This window comes from Edaphobacter flagellatus (assembly GCF_025264665.1).
Lineage (GTDB): Bacteria > Acidobacteriota > Terriglobia > Terriglobales > Acidobacteriaceae > Edaphobacter > Edaphobacter flagellatus.
In genome coordinates this window covers 4,180,260-4,203,077 of record NZ_CP073697.1, presented here as the reverse complement: position 1 = coordinate 4,203,077, position 22,818 = coordinate 4,180,260, and the positions used below count along the sequence as shown (strand labels likewise).

Genomic DNA, 22,818 nt, shown 5'->3' with positions numbered 1-22,818 from the left:
GCATTGCGCCGTCTTAGCCCATCCACACTCGCGCATCTTCTGCTTCTCGCGGTCGTCGCCATTTGGGGAGCGACCTTTGTGCTTGTCAAAGATGCATTGCGCGATGCCTCTCCGCTGCTCTTCAACCTGATGCGTATGACGCTTGCGGCATTCGCGCTGATCATTTTCAACCGCCGCAGTCTTCGCCACCTGACTCGTAGCACATGGCTGGCGGGTCTCGTCGTCGGCCTCTTTCTCGCTGCGGGATATCAACTGCAGACAGCCGGACTGGCCCGCACCACTGCCGCAAAATCCGCTTTCATCACCGGACTGGTTGTGGTCTTCGTTCCCCTGCTGACAGAAATTCCGGCTATTCGTCCGCCTTCGGCACATGCACCCGGTTGGACAACCATGCTGGGCGCACTGCTCGCCTTTACGGGTCTGCTCCTGCTTACGACTCCTGCGGGAACGACGTGGAGGAATCTCTTCACCTCTATTGGTATGGGCGATCTGCTGACACTGCTTTGCGCCATTGCCTTTGCAGGACACCTGCTCTCGCTTGCCCACACGTCACCGCGAGTTCCAATTGCCCAGTTAGCCACGCTGCAGATCACTGCAGCGGCCTTGGTCATGGCACTCACCCTTCCGCTGGGAGGCCCACTCTATCTGCATCTGACGCCGAGGCTAATCGTTGCATTGGCGATTACCAGCCTGATCGCGACAGCAGCGGCGTTCACCATCCAAAGCTGGGCACAGCAACATCTTCCGCCGACACATACTGCCCTGCTGCTTACCCTGGAACCGGTTTTCGCATGGCTGGTCTCCTTTCTTTTCCTTGGAGAGCGCCTGGGAGCGCGTTCTTTAGCCGGTGCAGCACTGATTTTTGCCGGCATCCTGATAACCGAACTCCTTCCTTCCGCGACACCTGTACCGACTTATCCCGCCTCCTGACAGCAAACTTGCCCGCTAAATCGTTCATGAATTACTGCGCCACATTTTGTCCTCAATTCGCGTCTAATCCAATCAAAGGGCCTAATGGCCAACCGAAGCGCTTCCGGAAGGCTCTAACAGAGCTGCTCAGGAAAGTCATATACTTAACTCTTCCGGGCTTTGGTTACTCCGTCCCTTCGGAAAACCAAAGACTCAGCCGTAAACAAAGAGGTTCGATCTACTGATGGATACACCCACAAGCACGACTCCTACCTGGATGGAACGCATTCGCAGCCACCGTCTAACGACCAGCTTTGCTCTTCTTGCAACACTTTCGGCCGGTATTTTGCTCGGCTCGGTGCTGACGCATGGAGTCAGCGGCAAGGAACAAACTGCAGTCGATAGTTCCAACGCCAAGCCGCTCGTCGTGCCTTCGCCGACGACGCTCTCCAATGGTTTTTCGCAGATCGTCAAGCAGGTCGGTCCGGCAGTTGTGAATATCAACACCGAATCACTGCCCAAGCAGTCAGCCAACAAAAATCGCCGCCGCAACCAGCGGACTCCTGGCGGGGACGACCAGCAGGGCGATATGCAGGACTTCTTCAACCGCTTCTTCGGTGGCCAGGGCGGTCAGGGTGGCGATGACGATGGCGATGGCATGCCAGGTTCTGAGCGCCGTGCACTCGGCTCGGGCTTCATCGTCGACCCGAGCGGCTACATCATCACCAACAATCACGTCATCGACAAGGCCGACAAAATTTACGTCCGCCTCTCTACCGATCCTGACGGCGGACCGGATACCGAGGGTCGTCCGGCGAAGGTCATCGGCACCGATAAGGACACGGATATCGCCGTCATCAAGATCGACGCCGACAAGCCACTGCCTACGATTAAACTCGGCAACTCTGATGGCGCATTGGTAGGCGACTGGGTGCTCGCCATCGGCAGCCCGTTCGGCCTTTCGCAGACTGTCTCCGCCGGGATCGTCTCGGCGAAGAATCGCTCGATCGATGAAGCCCCCGGCCCTGGCGGCGTCTCGCAGTCTCAGTTCCAGCGCTTTATCCAGACTGATGCGGCGATCAACCCGGGTAACTCCGGCGGCCCGCTGGTAGATATGGCTGGCCAGGTCATCGGCATGAACACGGCGATATATACGCAGTCTATGGGCTCGCAGGGCGTCGGCTTCGCCATGCCGTCCAATATCATCGCCAACGTCTATAACATGCTGATTGGACCGGAGCACAAGGTGGTGCGCGGCTCGATCGGTATCAGCTTCCAGTCGCAGCTTAGTTCGGCAGTCGGCCGTATGTATGGATTCAAGAACGGTGTCATCGTCTCGACGATTACGCCAAATGGGGGCGCAGCCAAGGCGGGCATTCAGCCCGGCGATGTCATCGTCTCCATCGATGGACGTCAGATCAAGGACGGCGACGATCTGGTCAATGACATCTCCAGCCGCAAGGTGGGCTCCACGGTGAAGCTCGGCTATCTGCGCGACGGCAAGCAGAACACAGCGAACGTCGCCATTGGTGATCGTGCAAAGACGTACGCCGATCTGGCAGGCAACAGCGACGACGATGACAACTCTCCGCAGGAGTCCGATGCTGGCCAGAGCAAGCTGGGTATCACCGTCTCGGCGATCCCGCCGGCGATTGCTCAAAAAGCAGGCATCAGCAAAGGTGTGATCGTTACCAGCGTTCGCCCCGGCTCGTTTGCTGATGAGATCTCCCTCCCGAAGGGAGCTATCATTACCGAAATCAACAAGAAGCCCGTCACCGACGAAGCTTCCTATCGGGCTGCCGTTAGCAGTCTCAAGTCGAAGGAAGATGTTGTCTTCGTCGTCCGCTTTCCTTCACAAAAGGGCGGCGGTAACTCCTACGTCGGGGGTACCCTGCCGTAACCCGTGGTCCAGCCACAGATAGAGGGAGACATTCTTGTCTCCCCTTTTCCATGCAGGTTCCAGCCTAAATTAATCCTATTCTTATCAATAAGATGGCGCGGGTCTAAAGTGGTATTCCGATCCTCCGCTTTTTCTTGCATCCCCTGATATTCACAGGTAGTCTGCATAGAGGGGTTGGCAGCGAGGCAGTCACTCCTGCACAACAAACCTACGCGAGGTTCCTATCGATGCGGTTAGGCCGAATTCTCTGCTCAGCCCTGCTTCTGGCTACAGCTCTTACTCCCTGTGTTGCCATGACTCACTCCCGGCGTGGTCCTACCTCGCCGAAGAGTATCAATAAGCGTTCTAAACCAGCTGCGAAGCGTGTCAGCGGTCAGCGCTCGATCGATGATGCACGTGCAACGCAGATTCAGTCAGCGCTCGTCCGGTCCGGATACATGTCGGAAGGCAGCGGACACTGGGATTCGGCAACCGAGAGCGCAATGCAGAAGTATCAGGCCGACAATGGTTGGCAGACCAAGCTCATGCCCGACTCCCGAGCGATCATCAAGCTTGGTCTTGGTGGCTCATCGCAGAGCAGCACTGCAACAGGAACACCTGCTCTTTCCGGATCGGCACATACGCTTCCCGAGACAGCAAGCGCTTCCACTTTCTCGCAACAATAAGACCTTAGAAACTGCGACCGATTGTAAAGACATAGTCCAGCATGTCTTCGCGATTGTGTGGCAATGCTCCCTGGCTGCGTTTCGCTCCATTCTCCAACCAAAGCCGCAGCCAATAGTACTTGTGCATGCGTACGAGTCGTGATGCCATCGGTTGTTTCTGTTCGAGAATTGCGGTGATCTTCGCCGCGAGAACGTCCTGCTCGTCGACACCCATCATCTTCGCGGAGACGCCCTCATACTCCAGCAGATTTTGACGAGCCGTAAAGTAATCCTCCGCAGGCACCAGGCCGCTCTCCACCTTCAACTCTGTCATCTGCTCCAGGGCAAGCGCGGCAGAAGCATCCAGGTGATCCTCAAAACCGAGATACAGAATGCGCGACCCGGCGACGCGCAGCGGTAGAAGACTGAACTCCTCAATAAACAGCTTCGGCATCACCAGAGCCATCGCGCTTGGGGTAAAACCTTTGGTCGAAAGGACCGGGCATCCCCACTGCATGCTCAGACCGCGCATGATCTGCGTAGCCTCTACACCGCAGTCGGCTATAAGGCGCTCGCCGATACGGCCTCCCTGCTGACGCTGCGCGCTGAGTGCCTGCTGAAGTTGTGCCTGCGTGATCCATCCCTGCGACAGCAACACCAGTCCAAGAGGTACACGATGCCTGTGTTGTATCGGTAGCGTGTCGCCCATGTCATTCGCCTCTCGACGAATGGCGGCGCTGACCAGCCCCAGCACACAACGTCCACTGCATGCCCACTCTCCTTCAAAAATGGGACGTTTTCTGTTCCTCCATGGAGACAGGCGCGAGCCACTGCACTCCGGGCTGCCACACATACGCTTTGTTACGACGGACTGCGCTGTGTTCATCGCAGACGAGCGATAGGTATCGCCTGCCCACGCCAATGCACCCTCGATGCCTTGCGAGAGCTCCGGCCCCTGCTGTTCTGGTCTTCTATTTAGAAAAAGCATCGAATTGTCTCCAGCCGCAGTTGCGGCGCAGCTACCTCGGTTACGCGCAGCGCAAAGTTTCCGCTGGCGACAACTACCTCTCCGCGGGCCACGATCCTGTCTCCAACCACCAGATCCACTGGTTCGTTGACGTGACGGTCCAGCTCGATCACCGCGCCAGGTCCCAGCGCGAGAACCTCTTCAAGCGTCATCTCACATGAACCAAATCTGAGCGTGGCATCCAGATCAATATCGTTCAGCCGGCTGATCTTCGTGTCGGTGCTTCCAGCCATTTCCATCTCGTTCTCCTTTCAATTCGCCATCGAAGTCTGCGGGCTAACCTGCATTGTCTGCACGCTTTCGGCTGTACCAACCAAACGTGCCGCACGATGCTCACCGCTCTTCATCGGGTAGGCCTGCGCAAGCTGAAGACCGCCAACGTACAGATCCGAGCACTCATGCCGCGATATCGGCAGGCGCAATATCGCTCCCGGCTCCAGAGCGGCAATCTCGGAAGCGCGCAGACGCATTGCAGGCAACTGCAGCGCTATGCCAGCGCGTGCTCCAGCCATCAGTTCGCGTATTCGGGATGTCGCGTCGAGCGAGCGGCGCCGCGGCCGATCTCCCTCTGCAATCAGCCTGCGCAGGATCGCGTTCAGCACCACTGCAGGCAAACACAGGTTCAGCACACCCTGGGCAGCTGTCATTTTCAACTCAAAGCTCACACACAGGGTCTTCTCGCCAAGCGTCATCGTGCGTGCTGCCTGCGCCTCTGTCTCACGCTTCTCAAGAGCGAACTCCAGGCCGACGGATTGCCACGCCAGCGTCAGCTCCTGCACCACCATCTCGATGACAGCTGTCATGATGGACTCTTCGATCTCGGTCAACTCGCGAAGCGGTGTCGTCTGCCCATTCCCGCCAAGCAGTACATCGACCATCGGTGAGGCCAGCGACAAATCCAGCTCGATCAGCCCAACGGCTCCAAGCGGCTCAAGCCGTACGGAATAGAGATATGTCGGAGTCGACAGCCGCTCCAGGAACTCACTGAAGGGCAGCTGCTCACCCGCAACCAGCTTGGCGCGAAACGGTGTCCTCAACCATCCACTCATCGAGTGCATCAGGTTGCGCGCAAACAGGTCGTTTACCGTGCTGATGGCACGCATCTGATCGTTACTGATTTTGCCTGCGCGACTGAAGACATAGGTCTCCGGAAGCTGTTCGCTCTTGTCTTCCTGCACTGCCTTGGCTGAAGCATTCGCCGCAGCAAATAGCGCATCAATATCTTCCTGTCCGAGCTTCTTTTCCATTCGTGGCCTTCAATCCGTCTAGCGCGTAGACTTACGCTTCATACCGTTCTTCACTGGAGCTGCATCGGTCGCCCTCAAACCACCCAGCGCAGCACGCAGCCGCAACACAGCCGATGAGTGGATCTGGGAGACACGCGATTCCACCACTCCAAGCGTCAGGCCAATCTCCTTCATCGTCAGCTCTTCGTAGTAGTAGAGTGTCAGCACCATCCGCTCTCTCTCCGGAAGCTCATCGATCGCATCGGCGAGCCTCTGCTTCATCTCACCTTTCAGACAACGGAATAGCGGATCTTCTTCCGGCGAACCTGGGATATAGGCCAGCTCCTCATCGCCGGAATCCTCCGAGCGCTCGATATGAAGACTGCCAATCTCGAGTCCCTTCAAATCACCGAGCAGCTGCTGATACTCATTCAAGCTGAGCTTCATCTCCGCGGCGATCTCCTGCTCAGATGGAGATCGGCCAATTCTCTGCGTCACGGCCCGTATGGCTTCTTCTACCGCGCGTCCCTTGCGGCGCAGCTCTCTGGGGCTCCAGTCCAACGTGCGCAAAGAATCCAGAATCGCACCGCGAATACGAAACTGCGCATAGCTCTTGAACTGCACCTTCTTCGTGTGATCGAACTTCGAGAAGGCATCGATCAGGCCGACAACACCAGCCGACACCAAGTCGTCGAGATCGACGTGCTGCGGCAGCCTCTCATGAATGCGCCGCGCAATATAACGCACTGTTGGCAGATGCTCCATCAACAACACGTCGCGCTCCGTCGCTGCGCCATCTCCTACCGCTTCGGTAAACGGGGCAAAGGCCGGCATATCCGCTCCTTTTCCGGTTGCGATCTCCACATCCAAATCGCCGCTCCATTCCAATCGTGGAAAACCAGACAGCACATTCACTGGTATCGATCTCCCTGCACCCATCTGCTTACTCCCCTTTCACTCGTCCTGCATCAGCCGATTGTTCCCATGCTTCGCACACGAACCTCTGGCGGTATCTCGACCGGCGATAACACCGTTATCTTCGGCAGAAACGGCTCCAGCCAACGGCGAACGTGATAACGCGCCGGACTCGGACACAAGAGCACGGGAAGGGCCGATATGCTTCCCTGTCCGGTTAGGCGTTTCACAGATTCCACAAGACGTCGCAGGAAATCACCCGGCATCGCCGTTCCATGCGCGCCATCTCCCAGCAGATGTCCCGCGCTCTGCGGATCAAACGTTCCAATCAGCTCGCTCTCCATCTCTTGGTCAAGCATCAACACACGAAGCCCTCCATCGGCGTCCAGCAGCGGACGCACAAGCCCGCGCCCCAGCGATTGGCGCACACTCTCCACAAGGTGCACGACGTTTTTCGACTGCTGTGACGTTTCGACGAGAACCTCAAGAATTGCTCCCAGATCGCGGATCGAGACCTGTTCGCGCAGAAGCTGCTGCAGGACGCGCTGCACCTCGCCCAACGACATCAGCTTCGGCACCAGCTCTTCCACCAGCTTTGGATGACTCTCGTTCAGACTGTCCAGCAGACGTTTTACTTCCTGCCGGCTCAGCAGCTCGTACGCATGCCGTCGAATCAATTCGCCTAGATGCGTTCCAATTACCGTCGTCTGATCGACGACGGAATATCCAGCCGCAAGCGCCTGCTCTTCCAGGCCTGGATCGATCCATCGCGCGGTGACACCAAACGCTGGTTCCTTCGTCTCGATTCCTGGTAGAGGACGAGCCTTGGGATCGCCATTTACCGCCAGCAAACAGTTCTGCTCGGTCTGCCAGCGAGCGATCTCAACCCCGCGAAGGCTAACCACATACTCTCTTGGCTTCAACCGCAGGTTATCTGTAATGTGAACTGGCGGGACGATGAAGCCCAACTCTGTCGCAAGGTGACGCCTTAGAGCGCGCACGCGGTTCAGCATCTGGCCGCCCTGCTTCTCATCGACCGACGGAATCAACTGAAAGCCGATCTCGAGCGTCAGCTCATCCATCTTCAGCAGCGATGCCAGGTTTTCAACCTTCGCGGCTTCAGCCTGCTTCGCCTTTGCCCCACCAGCCACATCTTTCTCTGCTGCGTCTGCCTGACTTGCCGGAATCCTACGCGCAAGCATGGCGACTCCGGCAGCAAGCAGGAGGAAGGACAGCTTCGGCAAACCAGGGACCAATGCAAGAGCAACAAGCACGCCGCATGCAATCCACAATGTGTTGCGCGCGCGGAAGAGCTGGGTCCCAAGCTCCTTGTCAAGAGATCCAGCTGTTGAAGCACGCGTCAGCACCACACCACCGGCAATCGACACCAGCAGGCTGGGGATCATCGTCACTAATCCGTCGCCAACCGTTAATATCGTGTAGGTCTTCACTGCCGTTACCAGGTCGACGCCCTGCTGAAAGACCCCAATCAACAATCCCGCAATAATATTGATTGCCGTAATCAGAATGGTTGCCATGGCGTCGCGCTGGTTGAATCGCGCAGCGCCATCCATCGCACCATAGAATTCCGCTTCGCGCGCAATCGCTTCGCGCCGCTTACGGGCTCCCTGCTCGTCAATCAGACCAGCGTTCATGTCCGCATCAATCGCCATCTGCTTGCCCGGCAAGGCATCGAGCGTAAATCGTGCCGTCACCTCGGCCGTCCGCACGGCACCATGGCTGACAACGAGAAATTGAATCGCAATGAGAGCAAGAAACAGCACAAAACCGACGACGTAATTTCCACCGACGACGAACTGCCCAAATGATTCAATCATTGAGCCGGCAGCGCCTGTCCCTTCGTGGCCATGCAACAGAATTCTTCGACTCGATGCCAGATTGAGCGACAGACGAAACAGGGTCAGCAGCAGCAACAGCGTCGGAAAGACGGAGAAGTCCACGGCGCGTTTCACCTGCACCGCCGTCAGAAAAACAATGACTGATGCCGTAATGGACGCAGCCAGCAAAACGTCCAACACTACACCCGGCACCGGTATCAACATAACGAAGACCATGCTGATCGCTGCAACAGGCAGCAACAACGCCTGCAAATTGGCCGGCGACCATCTCGATGGCGCTTTCGTTTCTTTCATATACCGCCTCCAAATCCAACCATGCTCAACTGAGCCGTTCCTTGATGCACAGTATTCTGTCGCATCTGCCGCTCGCGCCTCATGCTCTCTTCAACCTTTTGCCTGTAGAGAAATGCCAGAATGCCCGCCACAGCCGCGTACAGCTCAAATGGGATCGACTGCCCTGGTTCCACCATGCGATACAAGCTTCTAGCCAACGGTGGATTTTCAACGATGGGAACCCCCGCCCATCGGGCTTCTTCACGAATCTCCGCAGCCCACAGATCGCGTCCCTTCGCCAACACGGTGGGGGCTTGCATACTCTCAAAGCTGAATTCGAGCGCAACCGCATAATGCGTGGGGTTCGTAATTACGACGCTGGCCCGCGACATATCGGCCTTCACTTTGCGCCTGCGCATGGCACGCTGAATCTGCCGGATTCTGCCCTTGATCTCCGGATTGCCCATGGATTCTTTTGCTTCTTCGCGGACCTCCTGCTTGGTCATCTTCAGGCGCTGATTCCAGGCTCGCCATTCAATCGCGTAGTCCATTCCCGACCACGCCAGCGTCACCCAGGCCGCATCAAGTGCTAGTCCGTATGCAGTCGAAAACGTCGCTGGCAGCCGAACCATGCTCATCACCGGCATCGGCAACATCAACGCCTTCAATGCCACCCATCCCAGAACCACCATGACGGCTGCCGGGACCAGCGACTTCACTACACGGGTTGCCGAACGAAGGCTAAAAATATTCTTAATATTCGTCGCCGGATTCAGTCGGGTCAGCTTCAGCTCAATCGCGTTTGGATGCAGCTGTATGCCTCCGGATTGCGCGACTCCGGCAAACAGTGCGCAACTAAAACTGGCTGCCATGACCAACCCAATCGGTAGCAAAGCCGGCTCAAGCATCTGAAAAACAGCGCTGTTCCATTGACGCTCTCCTGCAACCTGGCCGACGGCAGCCGAATGCAGGCTCTCACGATAGACTTTGCCCCAGTTCGCAAAGAAACTTGGCGACATTGCTCCCAGTGCCAATACTCCTCCCAGCATGGCCAACGCAGAAAGCAGCTCGCGGCTGCGAACGCTATCGCCCTTTTCGCGCGCTTTCTTCTTTCGCTGTGGTGTTGCCTGCTCTGTTCCCTGTTCGCTCATGCGGTTGCGATCAACCTTCCCGCCGCATCAAGCAATGCCGTGAAGTGACGCTCGATCCACGACGGCCATACCGCCAGGCTTGCAATCAATACCACATAAGAAACAAGAGTCTTCAGTGGAATTCCAACAACCATCGCCGGTAGCTGTGGCGAAAGCCTGGAGACCATTGCCACCGTCACCTCGACAACCATCGACGCAGCTATTACCGGTGCTGCAAGCTGTAGGCCTGCAAGAAAAATTCCACTCGCCATCGAAGCCAACGCAGGCCCTGTCCTTGCCCCCATCACGGCGTGCCCAACCGGTGCCGCTACAAAACTTCTCATCACAGCAGTGAGTAACGTCCCGTCTAATCCAGCACCGATAATCACCAACACACCCAGCCACCCCAGCATCTGCCCAAGCACTGGAGTCTCAATCGATGAGTTGGGATCCATCAGATTCACCAGCGAGAAGCTGAACTCTATTCCCAGCAGCGTTCCAGCGAACAAGAGTGCCTCATTCAACAGCGTCAGGGAGAGCCCAAAAACGAGGCCCACTCCTATCTCACCGAATATGGCCGTCATATCCAGCTCCGCTCTCGCATTGGGAATTACCGCAACTGCTGGCGCGAGCAAAATCGTCATCGCAAACACAAATCCGGCTTTAATACGTGGAGCAATGGCCGGCGACGAGAAGACAGGAGCAAAGACCATCAATCCGCTAAGCCGGATCATCACCAGCAGCGCCGCCGTCATATATTGCGGCCAGTCATGAAGAAGTGATGCGTAATCGGCAGTCATTCTCTATCCTAGAAATTTGTGAAACCCATTGCTGAATAGCCGCAACGTAAATCCGATGAGCCGATGAATGGTCCAGGGCATCGAAATCATGGTGACTACAAAGACGGTGACCAAACGTGGTACGGATGTCAGTGTTTGTTCCTGCACTCCGGTCAATGTCTGTAGCAGGCTCACCAGCAAACTCACCACACATGCACTGATCAACAGCGGCGCACTCAATAACATCGCTTCCAGCAATACCTTTCGCATAATCTCCACCGATAGATCAGGACCCATCGCCACTCCCTCGTTAAAAACTCTTGATCAGCTGATCTGCCAGTAGGTTCCAGCCATCCACCATCACAAACAGAAGAATCTTCAGCGGCGTAGAGATGACAACAGGCGGAAGCTGCATCATGCCGATCGACGTCGTTACACTGGCCACGACCAGATCCACCAGCAAAAACGGCAGAAAGAGAATGGCGCCGATCTGGAAACCCGCCTTCAGTTCGCTCAAGATGTAAGCGGGAACAACCACTTGAATTGGCAGATCGTTTTTCGTCGCAGGACGTGCCGTCATACCCGCAGCAGCAAATACCGACAAGTCCTTTTCGCGCGTATAACGCAGCATGTACTGCTTCACCGGCTCAATGCCGCGGGTGATCGCGTCTTCGCCTGCAATTGTGCCTGCGCGATATGGCGCAACGGCCTGCTGCTCGACTTGCAGCAGGACGGGCTGCATCAAAAACCACGTCATCATCAACCCCAGCCCCATCAGCACCTGGTTGGAAGGAGCAGTCTGCGTTCCAAGCGCCTGGCGCAGGAAGTGAAAGACCACAAGCAGGCGCACCAGCGGAGTCATCGAAAGCAGCAGTGCAGGCAGAAGCGTCAGCAGCGTAAGTCCCACGACGATGGCCCATGGCGTACTCTTGTTCGCTTTCAAGCTGTCTTCGATCGACTGCTTTTCACGACTCGGCACAGGTGGTTCCGTAATATTCTGCGCTTCGCGCGATGGCCGAACCGGCTTGCCCGCCAGCTTCTTTGCACGAGCATGCACCACTTGTAAGCCAGATGCATTTCGTCGCACCCAGAACGACTGGGCCGATCCTTCGGCTGCTTTAACACCCGTCTCTGCATGCAAAACACCTGCGACCACCAGCAGAGTAGCCAGGCATGCCACTCTAAGACAGGTTCGGTGCAGCCTCATGAAGCGCATCACTCCACCTCGTCTGCGTTAATCTTCACGATTGTTGTAATTCCCTCTGCGCCCCCTCCAGCAAGAAACTGCTCGCCCCCGCACCGCAGCAACATCAACTGACTCTTGCCAACATGCAGTGTTTCCAGCAATTGCATCTTTTTCACATTCGCGCGACGAGACGTTATGCCCAGGTTCCATCTCTGAATCAGCCATCCGGCAAATCCGTGCCGTTTGAGTCCACCTTCTACGTTCAGCAACTCCATACTCTGTGCCGTCTCTTTCATCGTCGATCTCACTTAGGCAAGCCGTGTCAGCCGCACCAGAAGCTGCTGATCTACAACTTCAAACTCGCTCCACCCCACCTGGACACTGCCTGCCTTGACCGGCACATCTTCCGTCTCCGGCCACTTGCTTTCGATCACCTGCCCAGCTTCAAGAGCCAGCAGATGGCGTACCTTAAAATCTGCCAGCACAACCTCAGCGCTAATTGGAATCGTCAATCCTGCGAGCACCGGCCATGAAGGATGCAGCTCAATGCGCTCTATCCCTGGTCTTGCTGCCGGTGCAATTGTTGTCTGCAGCACTGGCTGCTCTTCCATCGGCACCCTTACCAATTCCGCTTCTGCCATAGCCTCTCCGTTCCGTCCAAATGCCTATCGCTGAACCAGAAATTCTGTGAAGAACAGATCGGTCACTTTGACATCCGGGTTACGTGCAGCAAGAGCAGCCTTGAGCTCACGCTTCAAACGGTCTTTCCCATCTGCGGCAAGCAGACTATCCGAGGTCTGCTGCGCCATAACAGTCAGCGCCGTATCGCGCACAGCTGCGTCCGTCTCTTTGCCTGCCTTCGCGTCTTCTGCCTTCTTCTCGTCCTTCGGACCGCCTTTGGCATCGGCAATATTCAGCGTGATGGATGCACGCAGATAGGCTCCGCCCGCGCTGTCGGCGAGATTCACCACTAGCGGCTCCAATACAACGGCATGCGTCTTCTCAGGAGCCTTTGGGGCAGCCTCAGCCTGCTGCGTGGCAGTCTGCAGTTTTAGTTTCCCAGAATGAACCAAGTAGTACCCCGCTCCTCCGACAACTGCAACGGAGAGAAGTACGCCTAGCACCACTGCGATCACAAGTGAAAGAACTGGGAGCTTAATCTGCCCGACTGGGGTTTCCTGCACAACAGTAGGAGTCGTCGCCATCTTTGCCTGACCTCAATGCCATTGGACAGTGCAATTGGCAGGCCATCTTAGGAGTACGAAGGATTAGCGATTTTTTACGATCTCCGGAGTGTGCTTAAACCTTAAATATTGTGGGCGCCGCATATGCGCGCGGCGCCCACAATCAATCGACTTCAACCCAACGCGCTACCGGATCATTCCCAGCGTCGTCTGCGTGATTGAATCGAAGGCAGTAATCGTCTTTGAGTTGGCTTCAAAGGATCGCTGTGCCACGATCAGATCCGAAAACTCCTGAGCGATGTCCACATTAGACTGCTCTAAGGTTGCGTCTTCAATCGAAGCGCGCCCACCGGTACCTGCTACGCCAATCACCGCATCGCCTGAGGCGGATGTCGTCGCATAATTGTTGTGCCCTGTCATTACCAGGCCCTGCGTGTTGGTGACGCGAGCGACGGCGATCTGGCCGACAACAGCTTTATGTCCGTTGTCAAAGGTAGCCGTAACCACACCACTCGAATCCACCGTGAAGCCCTGGTAGTTGCCGCTGGCATAGCCATCCTGCTGGGTAGCTCCTGTCGTCGAAGCCGCCGTCGTTTGCGTAATAGTCGGATTACCGCCGCTTGTCAGATTCCAGTCAAAGGTTAGATTGCTGGAACCGTTCGTCAACGAAGGAAAACTGATACCGTTGATCGAACCCGTCGGCGACACCAGATTTCCATTCGAATCGAAGGTCATCGTTCCTGTGTTATTGACAGGAGCTCCGGTCGCATCACCCGCAGGCAAAGCAATGCTATAGTCCCACGTGTTCAACCCTGTCTTGGTATAGGTCACCGTCATTGCATGACTCTGTCCAAGTGAATCGTAGATCTTGACCGGCGTCGTGAACTGCGTACCGACCGTCGCGCCTGCATTCAGGTTCGCCGTAATTGAGATATTCTGCGTTGCCTGCGCTGCCTGCGTCACACCAACCGGAAGGTTCATCGGGGTCAGTCCGGCATTCACATTTACCGCGCCGTTCTGAACCGGATATCCCATCACACTGGCACCATCCCCTGTAATCAGTTGACCAGACTGGCTCAGCTGAAAATCGCCGGCTCGTGTCAGCGACTGTTGTCCGCCCTGTTGAACGACAAAGAAGCCATCGCCGCTCAGCGCCATATCCGTTGAGTTCCCCGTTGGCAACAGCGTGCCCTGCAGGAAATTCGTAGCTGTCCCCGAAACGCGCGTACCTGCTCCCACCTGCAGTGGATTGTTCGAGCCCGATGTACCGATCTGCTGATAAAACAGATCCTCAAACGTCGTTCCCTGCTTCTTGAACGCCGTTGTATTTAGATTTGCCAGGTTATTACCGATGGTGTTCAGCGACACGGAATCGGCCTGCAAACCGCTAAGTGCTATCGAAAAAGATGGCATCCTGTTCTCTCCTTGTTCTCCTGCAAATAATCGATATCTCGTAAAGCGTCTCCTGAATATGGATCAGGAGGCGCTTTCACCCTGTAACAGCCTTCTCAAAGTTCGTCAGGCCCTGATTGATCTGGATCAACTGCTGCAGGCTGTTCACGCCAACAAGCTGCTGAATGTAGGTCGTGGGGTCCGTAGGCTGTGTTGGATCCTGGTTTTTCAACTCACTCACTAACAGCGTCAAAAAATCATTCGCCGTTACGGTCGTGTTGTCAGTTGCCGTGCTGGATGAACTACTCGACGAGCTATCACTGCCAGACGCACTCTTCGCTGTAGTAGAAGCTCTGGCATGCGGAGCCAGGGCAGAAGCAACGCGCTCAGCAGATGTGCCTGCACCTGCTATCGAATTCAACTGTGATAAATCCATCTCTATCCTTCCTCTGAATACAAAATTGTTCTGATTCGCTTAAGCCCTTACACTCACCCAGCTCCCGCCCGACAGGCCGTTGCTGCTTTGCACAAAGTCAATCGGCTGTAGCTCGCCTACATCCTTCGGCAATGGAATCTCATCGAAGCTTCCGAGTTCCCTTGGCCGATCCTGATGATTACCGCCAGCATGATTTCCCGGTGCCTGCTGCCCTGCTGCTCCATCAAAGGTGCTCGGCCCCGTAGCATCGTACATTGGCATTGCATTCGCATGAACGACCAGGGAGCTTACCGGCACTCTCTCTTGGTCCAGAAATCCGGAGAGTGCCGGCAGCTCACGATGCAGCATCTCCTGGCCACTCGCAGAGCTCGACGACAACGCCGCCTTCACCGCTCCCGACTCAGTCAGCTCCGCCCGGATCTTCAACCAGCCATTGCTCCCATTTGCCACACCAACCTCAAGCATCGAAGGTGTAGCCGAAAGAGTTCTATGCTCAACGGCTCCTGTATTTCTCTCCGCGAGGGGCGCTGAACTGGCATCCACACTCGTCTGTTGCATCCCGTTCGTAGATGCCTCTTTCGCCGTCGCCTGCGTAGCACTGTGAATGCCATCGCCAGTTGCCACTATATGAAACGGCAATCTGTCGTTCAGATTGATAACTGGCGCATTTTGGACAGCATCTGGCCCCTCAATCTGCATGCCGGCTTTCGGCACGGTATTGGCCTCGACATGTTCAATGGCTGGCTTCGGCCGCTGCCCGCCAACACTCTCACCCTTTGCTACATCTCCCGCAGTCGCTACGATCTCCACTGCATTCCTTGGAATTGCTGGCTTGCCGGAACCGTTCGAAGCAGGAGAATCGACTGCTTTACGCGGCATCATCAAAGTTCCGTCTGCGATTTTCATGCTGCTTGTCACATCGCTTTTGGGCTTCTCACCATCGTCAGTGACGCAGGCTTGCTGCGCTGAAATATCCATCACGAAGGTCTGCTGGTTCCGCGCAATAATAGCCTGCCCTTCAGACGGAGCTTTCAGCTCGCCGTGCCCTTGTACCTCTACATGCTTCTCCGCCTTCCCGATCTCGCGTGTCTTGTGCGCTTTCTCTCCAATCGTCTTCGCCTTTCCACTCGGCGCAGATATCGTTGCTTCCTTGTTATCCCTGGGTTTTGCCGCAGGAGGCTCAAGCGGAAGCTCAATCGCAGGCGCATCCATTTTTGTGTTTTCGTCAACAAGAACGGGTTTCGCAATTGCGATAAGACTTACATCGCCGCCCGCCTTCGTCACCGGCATTACTAGATCACTCGGCATTTGATCGCCTGCCTCATTACCCGTCTTTATCGGAGCAGAAGAGAGTACGCTCACGGGATGATTCAGGCCGCCCTGCGGCAGATTGTTTTCCGACAAGCGCTCCGAGCTACCATCATTCTTTCGCTCCACTTTTCCGGGAACACTCATACGGGGAAGATCACTACGTCCCACAGAATCTTTGCTCTTAGGTAGCGTTGAACCTCCAGGCGCCGGAATCTCCAGCAAGCTCTCGTCCAGGCTCACAGCAAATGAAGGGAGCGTCGTTCCACTACTTCCCTGCTTCGCCTGGAGCTCATCACTCAGTCTGGCCAGGAGCGACTTCACGCTTGCCGAGTTCACCATCACAATCACCCCTCCTGCCTGTTAGCTCGCTAAGTTGCACCTACCGTGCCAAAGCCATCTGGAACTGCATTAGGAAACCTTTATTCGCTTACTCTGTCTTTCAAACTGAGACGCTTCCATCGGCTTCTTGAGAGGAACCTGTCATCCGCAGCCATCTGCTCTCGCTTCGCCTCTACTTTTTCTGCATCTTCCGTGGCTTGGTCGGCTAACCGCTGCACTCTCTCGCTCCACTGCCTGCTATCCATATGTCGCTGGCGGGCGACAAAGCTTCGTTCTTCCCGTTCGTGCAACACACCAGCAAGTCGCGTCCGCCGCCATCCCCCAGCCTTCTGCTGAACGGCTGCAACGGACCTGCCGAAGCAATCTCCTGCTGCCATCGCCTGCATCTCGCATTCAAACGCGATACGGGAGCTTCTACTCTCCACAGCGATGGCCTCCTCTACCTCGCGTACCTCTGACGCAGCTCGTGAAGCATCGGCTTCATGCATCTTCTCGACTGCTTCATAAACGCGAAGCAAACGACGCATTGATCCCAATCGCTCGCGCATGGCTACAACTCCATTGTGCACAGCCGATCAACGGCATCTTCCAACGTTGTTCTCTCGCTCGAACCCTGCTCAAGATAGCTACGCAGCACCGGCATGGCACGGATTGCACGATCCAGTTCGCTATCCATCCCTGCCTTGTATGCGCCGATCCTCATCAGATCTTCCGATCGCGCATACGCCGCCAGCAGGCTCCGCACGGTCACAGCCTGTTTCACTTGCTCGCCTGTTGCAACTGCCGGCATCAAGCGACTCAGCGAATCCAGTACATTCACGGGCGGATATCTTCCCCCAGAGGCTAAAGCGCGCGACAAAACAATATGCCCGTCGACAAATGACCGCACCGCATCCACCACCGGATCCTGCTGATCGTCTCCCTCCATCAGCACCGTATAAAAGGCTGTGATGCTTCCCCGCTCAAAATTTCCTGCCCGCTCCACCAATCGAGCTAGGCGTGTGAACACGGAGGGTGTATATCCCTTATTCGTTGGAGGCTCCCCTGCCGTCAGTCCAATCTCGCGTGCGGCCATTGCATAGCGCGTTAGCGAATCCAGTACCAGCAAAACATGTTTCCCCTGCGCAGCATAAAACTCAGCTATCGCCGTCGCCGTTTGCGCTGCCCGCATGCGCAGCAGGGGACTCTGATCTGAAGTGGACACGACCACCACCGAGCGTCGCAACCCTTCTTCGCCCAATGACTCTTCTACAAACTCGCGCACCTCTCGGCCACGCTCCCCCACCAACCCAACAACCGTCAGATCCGCCTGGGTGCTTCGCGTCATCATCCCGATCAACGTACTCTTTCCCACACCCGACCCGCCGAATACACCAATCCTCTGACCACGTCCCACTGTGAGCAATCCATCAATCACGCGAACACCCGTACCCAGCGGCTCGCAGATAGGAAGCCGCTCCATCGGATGCGGTATCTCCCCATCGAGCCTTCGCATCTCCACCGTGCGCAGCGCTCCCTTGCCATCCAATGGCATACCCAGTGCGTTCAGAATTCTTCCTTCCATCTCACCAACAGCGATCGACGGAAATTTCCCCATCGCCTCCAGCGCATCGCCATAGCGAATACCGTGTGTGGCATTCAACGGCATCGCCAACACATTTCTCCCGCGAAAGCCGATGACCTCGGCCTCATGCCGCACGCCTTCCGCATCCACGATTCCGCAACACTCACCCACCGAGCAGAGTGGCCCCTCGGACTCCACCGCCTGTCCGTTCGCCTCGACAACGCGTCCTTGCCACCGCCAGGCTGGCCTTTGCCCAAGCATCACGAAATATGGCGCCAGCATTCCTCCTAGCGCGCTCTGCCCCATAACACCTGTCATGACGGCCTCTTCTCCAGCAGATCGAAGAACCCGCGCTCGATCTCCTTCAGCTGATCACGTATTCCCATCTGCACTCTTCCCACGGCCGTCTCAAGCACAGCATCTCCGGTCACGAGCTGGCCGTCTGACATCACCGACACAACTACATCGCTCCGCTCGGCTGCAAATATCTCGCGCCACTCTTCTGCCTGCCCTTCCGGTACGCGAAGCGTTACGCGGCTCTCTCCCTCAACCTTGCTCAAAGCAACATGCACCACTCCACGCAGCAGCATCGGATCGAGCGTTGCCTCACGATGCAATACCCGCCCTGCAATCGTTAGCGCCAGACTTACCACTTCACTCTCAACCGCAGCAAAATATTGTTTTCGTTCGCGACCAAATTGCTCCATCAACCTGACAACTTCGGTGCGCTTCGCCGCAACCTGCTGCTCCATTTCGGAGCGCAGGTCCTCACGCGTTCGCATCTCTGCCTCGTGCCGTGCGATTTCGACATCACGCGTTGCCGTTTCGATGACGGCCTCAAGCTTTGCTTCAAGTGCTTCGATCTGAGCCTTCCACCCCGCCTCGGCATCGACCACTCCGGTAGAGACCGAAACCTCCGCCAGCGCGGCTGCCTCCTCCAATAGCTCAAACTCAAGTGGCGACACTACTCTTTCGTCCACGCACTCAAGCATCGGAGCAGCTTCATACTGCAAGGTCATCGTCGGCCCCCATCTTCAAGATCATCTTGCCCTCGGCCTCCAGTTGCCGCGCCAAAGCCAGCAGCTCCTGCTGAGCCAGTCCGACGTCCTTCATCCGCACCGGGCCCATCACCTCCATGTCTTCCTTCAGCATCTCCACCGCACGCGAGCTCATAGCCTTAAACAGATGCGCCCGCAGATTCTCCCGGCTCCCCTTCAAGGCCATGGCGATCACCCGCTTATCCGCAGCCGCAACAAACTCGCGAATACTCTCCGGCGGAACAGTCAACAAATCTTCAAAGGTGAACATCAGATTCCTGATGCCAATGGCCAGCTGCGGCTCCTGTTGTTCAATCTCTTCCAGAATTCCTTTGCTCGCCGTTTGCTCCACACGATTCAACAATTCGGCAACGGCTTTGAATCCCGAGTACGACTTGCGGCCCGAGCCGGCCCCTTCCAGCCTGCGATGCAGTACGAACGCCACCTTCTGCGCCATCTCCGACGAGAACTGCCGCATCTCCGCCAATCGCTTCACCACATCCACACGCAACGCTGGCGCCAACTGCATCAAGATCATCGAGCCACGCTTGGCATCGACATGCGCCAGCACCAGTGCAATTGTCTGCGGATGCTCCGTCTCAAGAAACTTACTTAGCTGCTGCGGATCCATCCTCTGCAGAACCGCCATATCGCTGTTGGCGCGCTCGCGAATCCGTTTCACCTGTGCCAGCATGCTCTCTGCCTTCGTCGCACCGAAGGCCTCCGTCAGCACGCGCAAAGCAAACTCCGGACCGCCGCGCACCATGTATTGCTGCGTCTCCAGCAGGCCGTAGAACTCCGTCATCACCTGTGTCAGCTGCTGCGCCGGAATCTCACCCAGCCGCGTGATCTCTTCCGTCACGCGATGCACATCACCCTCCGACAAGCTTTGCAGCAATGTCTTGGCCAGCTCATCGCCAACTGCTACCAGAAGAATCGCGGCCTTACGCAGCCCAGGTATCTCTGCCGGAGCAAAACCGGCATCCTCGGGCAGCATCAGCGGCATACGCTGCGTTGTTGCGCTCTGCATCCCTGCCATCATGCCTCCGTCTCCTCTCCCGACCCGATCCACGCCTCAAGCAGCCTCGTGCTCTGCGCCGGTTCGCGACGGATATGCTCCGCCACCTGCTCAAAGATCCCCTTCTGCTGCAACTGTTCTTTCATTCCGGCGCGTGTCGCTACCGGCAAACTCGCATGAATCGGAACCGTAGGCTCCAGCAACTCCGGCTCAGATGCTCCAGCACCAAGCTCTGCCGTCTCTCTTCCCTTCTCCAGCAACATCGGCTCACGCAACGTCGCGGTCACCTGCCCTGCGATCGGCCGCAAAACAAACAGCACCAGCAACACTCCAAGTGCACCAAGAACTGCTGTACGTGCCAAACCTGGCTGCGTGCGAGCCAGCGCTCGCGCCTGCTCCATCACCTGTGTCATGACTGGCGGCTTCACGTCAGGCGCGTTCGAACTGAAGCTTACGTTCTCCACCACGACCTGGTCGCCACGCTTGACGTCATATCCCACGGCGGCCTCCGCCAACTGTTCCAGCCTGCGCATCTCATCCGCGTTACGTGGCTTCCATACCGTGTGCTCAGCCTTACCTGTCCCCTCAGCCATCGCGCGATCATTCACAACCACTGCAGCCGTCACGCGTCGCACTCGCCCCGGAGCCTGCTCTGTGTGAACAACATGTTTGCTCACACCATATGTTCCGTTCTCTTCATGAATACTCTGCCCCGCACCATATCCCTGTTGCGGATACACCGGCAGTGCCTCCTTCTGTAGCAGCGGCGGCGTCCCCGGAGCAGCCGCAGCCGCCGAACCCTGCACCGCACCCGCAGGCGCACCCGCAGGCGAGTTGCTCGCCGTACCTGGCACCCCTGTCGCCTTCACTGGTTGCGTCTGTGTCTGCTCGCTCTTCTGTAGACTCAGCGTCGCCGACTGGTTCGGATCGTAAACCTCATCCGTTCGCTCTTCCAATCCTTCTTCATAGCTCACATTCACCGTTGCGCGGACATTGTCACGGCCTGCCAATGGCTCCAGCATTGCCACCAGCTTCGCCTCCATCGCCTGCTCAACATCCGCCTCCATACCACTCTTCGATCGAGGACGAAAATTCGCCCGCCCATCTGCATCCACCAAAGCCACATTCTCCGGGCTCAGGTTCTCTACCGCGCCCGCCACCAGGCTGCGAATCGCCTCCACCTGTTCTTCGCTCAGCGATGCACGTTTCAGCTTCAGCACCACCGAAGCCTTCGCTGCCCGCTCCTCCGACGTAAACAACGACTGCTGCGGCAGCACCAGATGTACTCTCGCCGAACGCACCGCACCCAGCGCTGCAATCGTGTGCTCCAGCTCGCCCTCAAGCGCCCGTTGATAGTTCACCTTCTCGTCAAACTCACTACCTACCCAGTTCGGCTTGTCGAACAGCTCGAACCCCAGCCTTCCCGTCTGCGGCATTCCCTTCGTCGCAACTTCCATGCGCGCCTTGTCCACCGATTCGGCAGGCACCTCGATTCCGCCGCCATCCGCTGTCATGCGGTACTGAATCCCTGCCGCAGACAACTCCTGCGAAACCTGCTGCATGTCTTTGGCATCCAGGCCACTGAACAGCGGCCGCCAATCCGTGCGCCCCGCATACCACGCCATCGCAGCTCCCACCGCAGCAACAAATGCGGCAGCGGCCAAAAGCCACGTCCGCTTTGCCGCAGGCAGTGCCATCAGCCGTTCACGCAGAACCGTAACGGCTGCCATCACTTTTCCTGCTGCGCCCGCCTGAACGCCTATACCAGCCCGCTCCGCTCTTTCGAGTCCCGCGCTCTGCTGCTGTTCCGTCTCTGCCATCTGCCTCGCTCACATTCGAAGGAGTTCTGTTCGCACAAAACTAAAACTGCATCGTCATCATCTGCTGATAGACCGCGACCGCCTTGTTCCTCACCTGCAATGCAAGCTCAAAGGCCATGTCCGCCTTCTGCGTCGCAATCATTGCATCGTGAATCTCCACGCCCTTCCCGTTCAGCAGTCCGGTCACCGTCTCCGACGCCTTGCGATCCAGCTCGTTCGTCGTGTCCACCATCGTCTTCAGCACTCCGGCAAACGGAGCATCCGGCGTACGCTTCTGCTCACTCTTCACTCCGCTGGCAATCGAGCTCACCTGCTGCGCAACACTAGAAAACACACTCGCTCCACTCATCGCTTGCCTCCGTCTCTCTGCTCACGCTGTATCACTTCAGAATGTCCAGCGAAGAAGCCACCATGTTCTTCTCCGCCTGTATCGCCGACGCATTCGCTCCATACGAGCGCTGCGCTCCCATCAGATCCACCATCTCTGTCAGCGGATTGATATCCGGATACGACACATAGCCATCTGGCCCTGCATCCGGGTGCTGCGGGTCATAGCGGCGCAGCGGCGCGCTTGCATCGCTGATCACTCCCGTCACCGCAACGCCTCCGTCCACCGACGTATCCGCCGTCACCGATCTGCCCAACCGCATCGAGCCCACCCCTGACCCACCCAGATGGTTCACCAGCGAGTGCTTGAAACTCTCAGCGCCCTCTGCTTCAAAGACCACATGATGCCTCTGATACGGGTCGCCGTCCGCCGTTCGCGTCGTTTCCGCATTCGCCATATTCGCGGCGACCACCTCAGCGCGCACACGCTCAGCCTTCAACGCCGACGCACTCACGTCCATCACGCCAAAAAGATTCATCGC

The 22,818-nt window shown here is 57.0% G+C and carries 25 protein-coding genes; 3 read left to right on the top strand and 22 right to left on the bottom strand.

Translation table 11 applies throughout. The features are described 5' to 3' along the window. Window positions 1–3: 3 nt before the first annotated feature. From KFE13_RS17580 to KFE13_RS17570, 3 genes are all read left to right on the top strand, one after another. Window positions 4–930, top strand: a complete 927-nt coding sequence (locus KFE13_RS17580) for a DMT family transporter (protein ID WP_260704895.1) — start codon at window positions 4–6, stop codon at window positions 928–930. A 223-nt stretch (window positions 931–1,153) separates the two neighbouring features. Further along, on the top strand, window positions 1,154–2,809 hold the full coding sequence (locus KFE13_RS17575) for a trypsin-like peptidase domain-containing protein (protein ID WP_260704894.1): 1,656 nt from the start codon (window positions 1,154–1,156) through the stop codon (window positions 2,807–2,809). Between the two features lie 293 nt (window positions 2,810–3,102). Continuing rightward, window positions 3,103–3,474, top strand: a complete 372-nt coding sequence (locus KFE13_RS17570; protein ID WP_260704893.1) for a peptidoglycan-binding protein — start codon at window positions 3,103–3,105, stop codon at window positions 3,472–3,474. A gap of 4 nt (window positions 3,475–3,478) precedes the next feature. Here the strand turns inward: KFE13_RS17570 and KFE13_RS17565 are convergent, their stop codons facing one another. From KFE13_RS17565 to flgC, 22 genes are all read right to left on the bottom strand, one after another. Beyond that, window positions 3,479–4,441 carry a hypothetical protein gene (locus tag KFE13_RS17565; protein WP_260704892.1) on the bottom strand — a complete coding sequence of 321 codons (963 nt, stop codon included), beginning with the start codon at window positions 4,439–4,441 and terminating at the stop codon, window positions 3,479–3,481. After that, entirely contained in the window at window positions 4,429–4,719 is a 291-nt protein-coding gene (locus KFE13_RS17560; RefSeq protein ID WP_260704891.1) for a FliM/FliN family flagellar motor switch protein, read from the bottom strand. The genes KFE13_RS17565 and KFE13_RS17560 overlap by 13 nt, the downstream gene beginning before the upstream one ends. Before the next feature lie 12 nt (window positions 4,720–4,731). Further along, entirely contained in the window at window positions 4,732–5,727 is a 996-nt protein-coding gene (locus tag KFE13_RS17555; RefSeq protein ID WP_260704890.1) for a flagellar motor switch protein FliM, read from the bottom strand. 18 nt (window positions 5,728–5,745) lie between these two features. Continuing rightward, window positions 5,746–6,540 (bottom strand): FliA/WhiG family RNA polymerase sigma factor, encoded by a 795-nt coding sequence (locus KFE13_RS17550; RefSeq protein ID WP_260704889.1) that lies wholly within the window; start codon window positions 6,538–6,540, stop codon window positions 5,746–5,748. A 134-nt stretch (window positions 6,541–6,674) separates the two neighbouring features. Further along, window positions 6,675–8,774, bottom strand: coding sequence for a flagellar biosynthesis protein FlhA (gene flhA / locus KFE13_RS17545; RefSeq protein WP_260704888.1), 2,100 nt, complete (start codon window positions 8,772–8,774; stop codon window positions 6,675–6,677). After that, entirely contained in the window at window positions 8,771–9,904 is a 1,134-nt protein-coding gene (locus KFE13_RS17540; RefSeq protein ID WP_260704887.1) for an EscU/YscU/HrcU family type III secretion system export apparatus switch protein, read from the bottom strand. The genes flhA and KFE13_RS17540 overlap by 4 nt, the downstream gene beginning before the upstream one ends. Next, complete coding sequence (locus KFE13_RS17535) at window positions 9,901–10,683, bottom strand: flagellar biosynthetic protein FliR (protein ID WP_260704886.1); 783 nt, start codon at window positions 10,681–10,683, stop codon at window positions 9,901–9,903. Before KFE13_RS17535 ends, KFE13_RS17540 begins: the two co-directional genes overlap by 4 nt. 3 nt (window positions 10,684–10,686) lie before the next feature. Then, entirely contained in the window at window positions 10,687–10,932 is a 246-nt protein-coding gene (locus tag KFE13_RS17530; protein ID WP_260704885.1) for a flagellar biosynthetic protein FliQ, read from the bottom strand. A gap of 40 nt (window positions 10,933–10,972) precedes the next feature. Then, the gene (gene fliP, locus KFE13_RS17525; RefSeq protein WP_260704884.1) at window positions 10,973–11,869 is read right to left on the bottom strand and encodes a flagellar type III secretion system pore protein FliP; all 897 of its coding nucleotides are present in this window, start codon (window positions 11,867–11,869) and stop codon (window positions 10,973–10,975) included. 8 nt (window positions 11,870–11,877) lie between these two features. Next, the gene (locus KFE13_RS17520; RefSeq protein WP_260704883.1) at window positions 11,878–12,144 is read right to left on the bottom strand and encodes a flagellar biosynthetic protein FliO; all 267 of its coding nucleotides are present in this window, start codon (window positions 12,142–12,144) and stop codon (window positions 11,878–11,880) included. Between the two features lie 12 nt (window positions 12,145–12,156). Then, window positions 12,157–12,489, bottom strand: coding sequence for a FliM/FliN family flagellar motor C-terminal domain-containing protein (locus KFE13_RS17515; protein ID WP_260704882.1), 333 nt, complete (start codon window positions 12,487–12,489; stop codon window positions 12,157–12,159). A 24-nt stretch (window positions 12,490–12,513) separates the two neighbouring features. Next, window positions 12,514–13,053 (bottom strand): flagellar basal body-associated FliL family protein, encoded by a 540-nt coding sequence (locus KFE13_RS17510; protein ID WP_260704881.1) that lies wholly within the window; start codon window positions 13,051–13,053, stop codon window positions 12,514–12,516. Window positions 13,054–13,218: 165 nt separating this feature from the next. After that, complete coding sequence (locus KFE13_RS17505; RefSeq protein WP_260704880.1) at window positions 13,219–14,445, bottom strand: flagellar hook protein FlgE; 1,227 nt, start codon at window positions 14,443–14,445, stop codon at window positions 13,219–13,221. Window positions 14,446–14,521: 76 nt separating this feature from the next. Next, on the bottom strand, window positions 14,522–14,860 hold the full coding sequence (locus KFE13_RS17500) for a flagellar hook assembly protein FlgD (protein ID WP_260704879.1): 339 nt from the start codon (window positions 14,858–14,860) through the stop codon (window positions 14,522–14,524). 39 nt (window positions 14,861–14,899) lie between these two features. Next, window positions 14,900–16,513, bottom strand: a complete 1,614-nt coding sequence (locus KFE13_RS17495; RefSeq protein ID WP_260704878.1) for a hypothetical protein — start codon at window positions 16,511–16,513, stop codon at window positions 14,900–14,902. 77 nt (window positions 16,514–16,590) lie between these two features. Then, window positions 16,591–17,058: a hypothetical protein gene (locus KFE13_RS17490; protein WP_260704877.1), complete on the bottom strand. Its 468-nt coding sequence runs from the start codon at window positions 17,056–17,058 to the stop codon at window positions 16,591–16,593. Between the two features lie 2 nt (window positions 17,059–17,060). Further along, a complete protein-coding gene (locus KFE13_RS17485; protein ID WP_260704876.1) occupies window positions 17,061–18,392 on the bottom strand; it encodes a FliI/YscN family ATPase in 1,332 nt (443 codons plus the stop codon). Beyond that, window positions 18,389–19,093: a FliH/SctL family protein gene (locus tag KFE13_RS17480; RefSeq protein WP_260704875.1), complete on the bottom strand. Its 705-nt coding sequence runs from the start codon at window positions 19,091–19,093 to the stop codon at window positions 18,389–18,391. The genes KFE13_RS17485 and KFE13_RS17480 overlap by 4 nt, the downstream gene beginning before the upstream one ends. Beyond that, window positions 19,077–20,153 (bottom strand): flagellar motor switch protein FliG, encoded by a 1,077-nt coding sequence (gene fliG, locus KFE13_RS17475; protein ID WP_260704874.1) that lies wholly within the window; start codon window positions 20,151–20,153, stop codon window positions 19,077–19,079. Before fliG ends, KFE13_RS17480 begins: the two co-directional genes overlap by 17 nt. Continuing rightward, the gene (gene fliF / locus KFE13_RS17470) at window positions 20,150–21,949 is read right to left on the bottom strand and encodes a flagellar basal-body MS-ring/collar protein FliF (RefSeq protein WP_260704873.1); all 1,800 of its coding nucleotides are present in this window, start codon (window positions 21,947–21,949) and stop codon (window positions 20,150–20,152) included. The genes fliG and fliF overlap by 4 nt, the downstream gene beginning before the upstream one ends. Window positions 21,950–21,989: 40 nt before the next feature. Further along, window positions 21,990–22,298, bottom strand: a complete 309-nt coding sequence (fliE, locus tag KFE13_RS17465) for a flagellar hook-basal body complex protein FliE (protein WP_260704872.1) — start codon at window positions 22,296–22,298, stop codon at window positions 21,990–21,992. Window positions 22,299–22,329: 31 nt separating this feature from the next. Further along, window positions 22,330–22,815 (bottom strand): flagellar basal body rod protein FlgC, encoded by a 486-nt coding sequence (flgC, locus tag KFE13_RS17460; protein WP_260704871.1) that lies wholly within the window; start codon window positions 22,813–22,815, stop codon window positions 22,330–22,332. Between the last annotated feature and the right edge of the window lie 3 nt (window positions 22,816–22,818).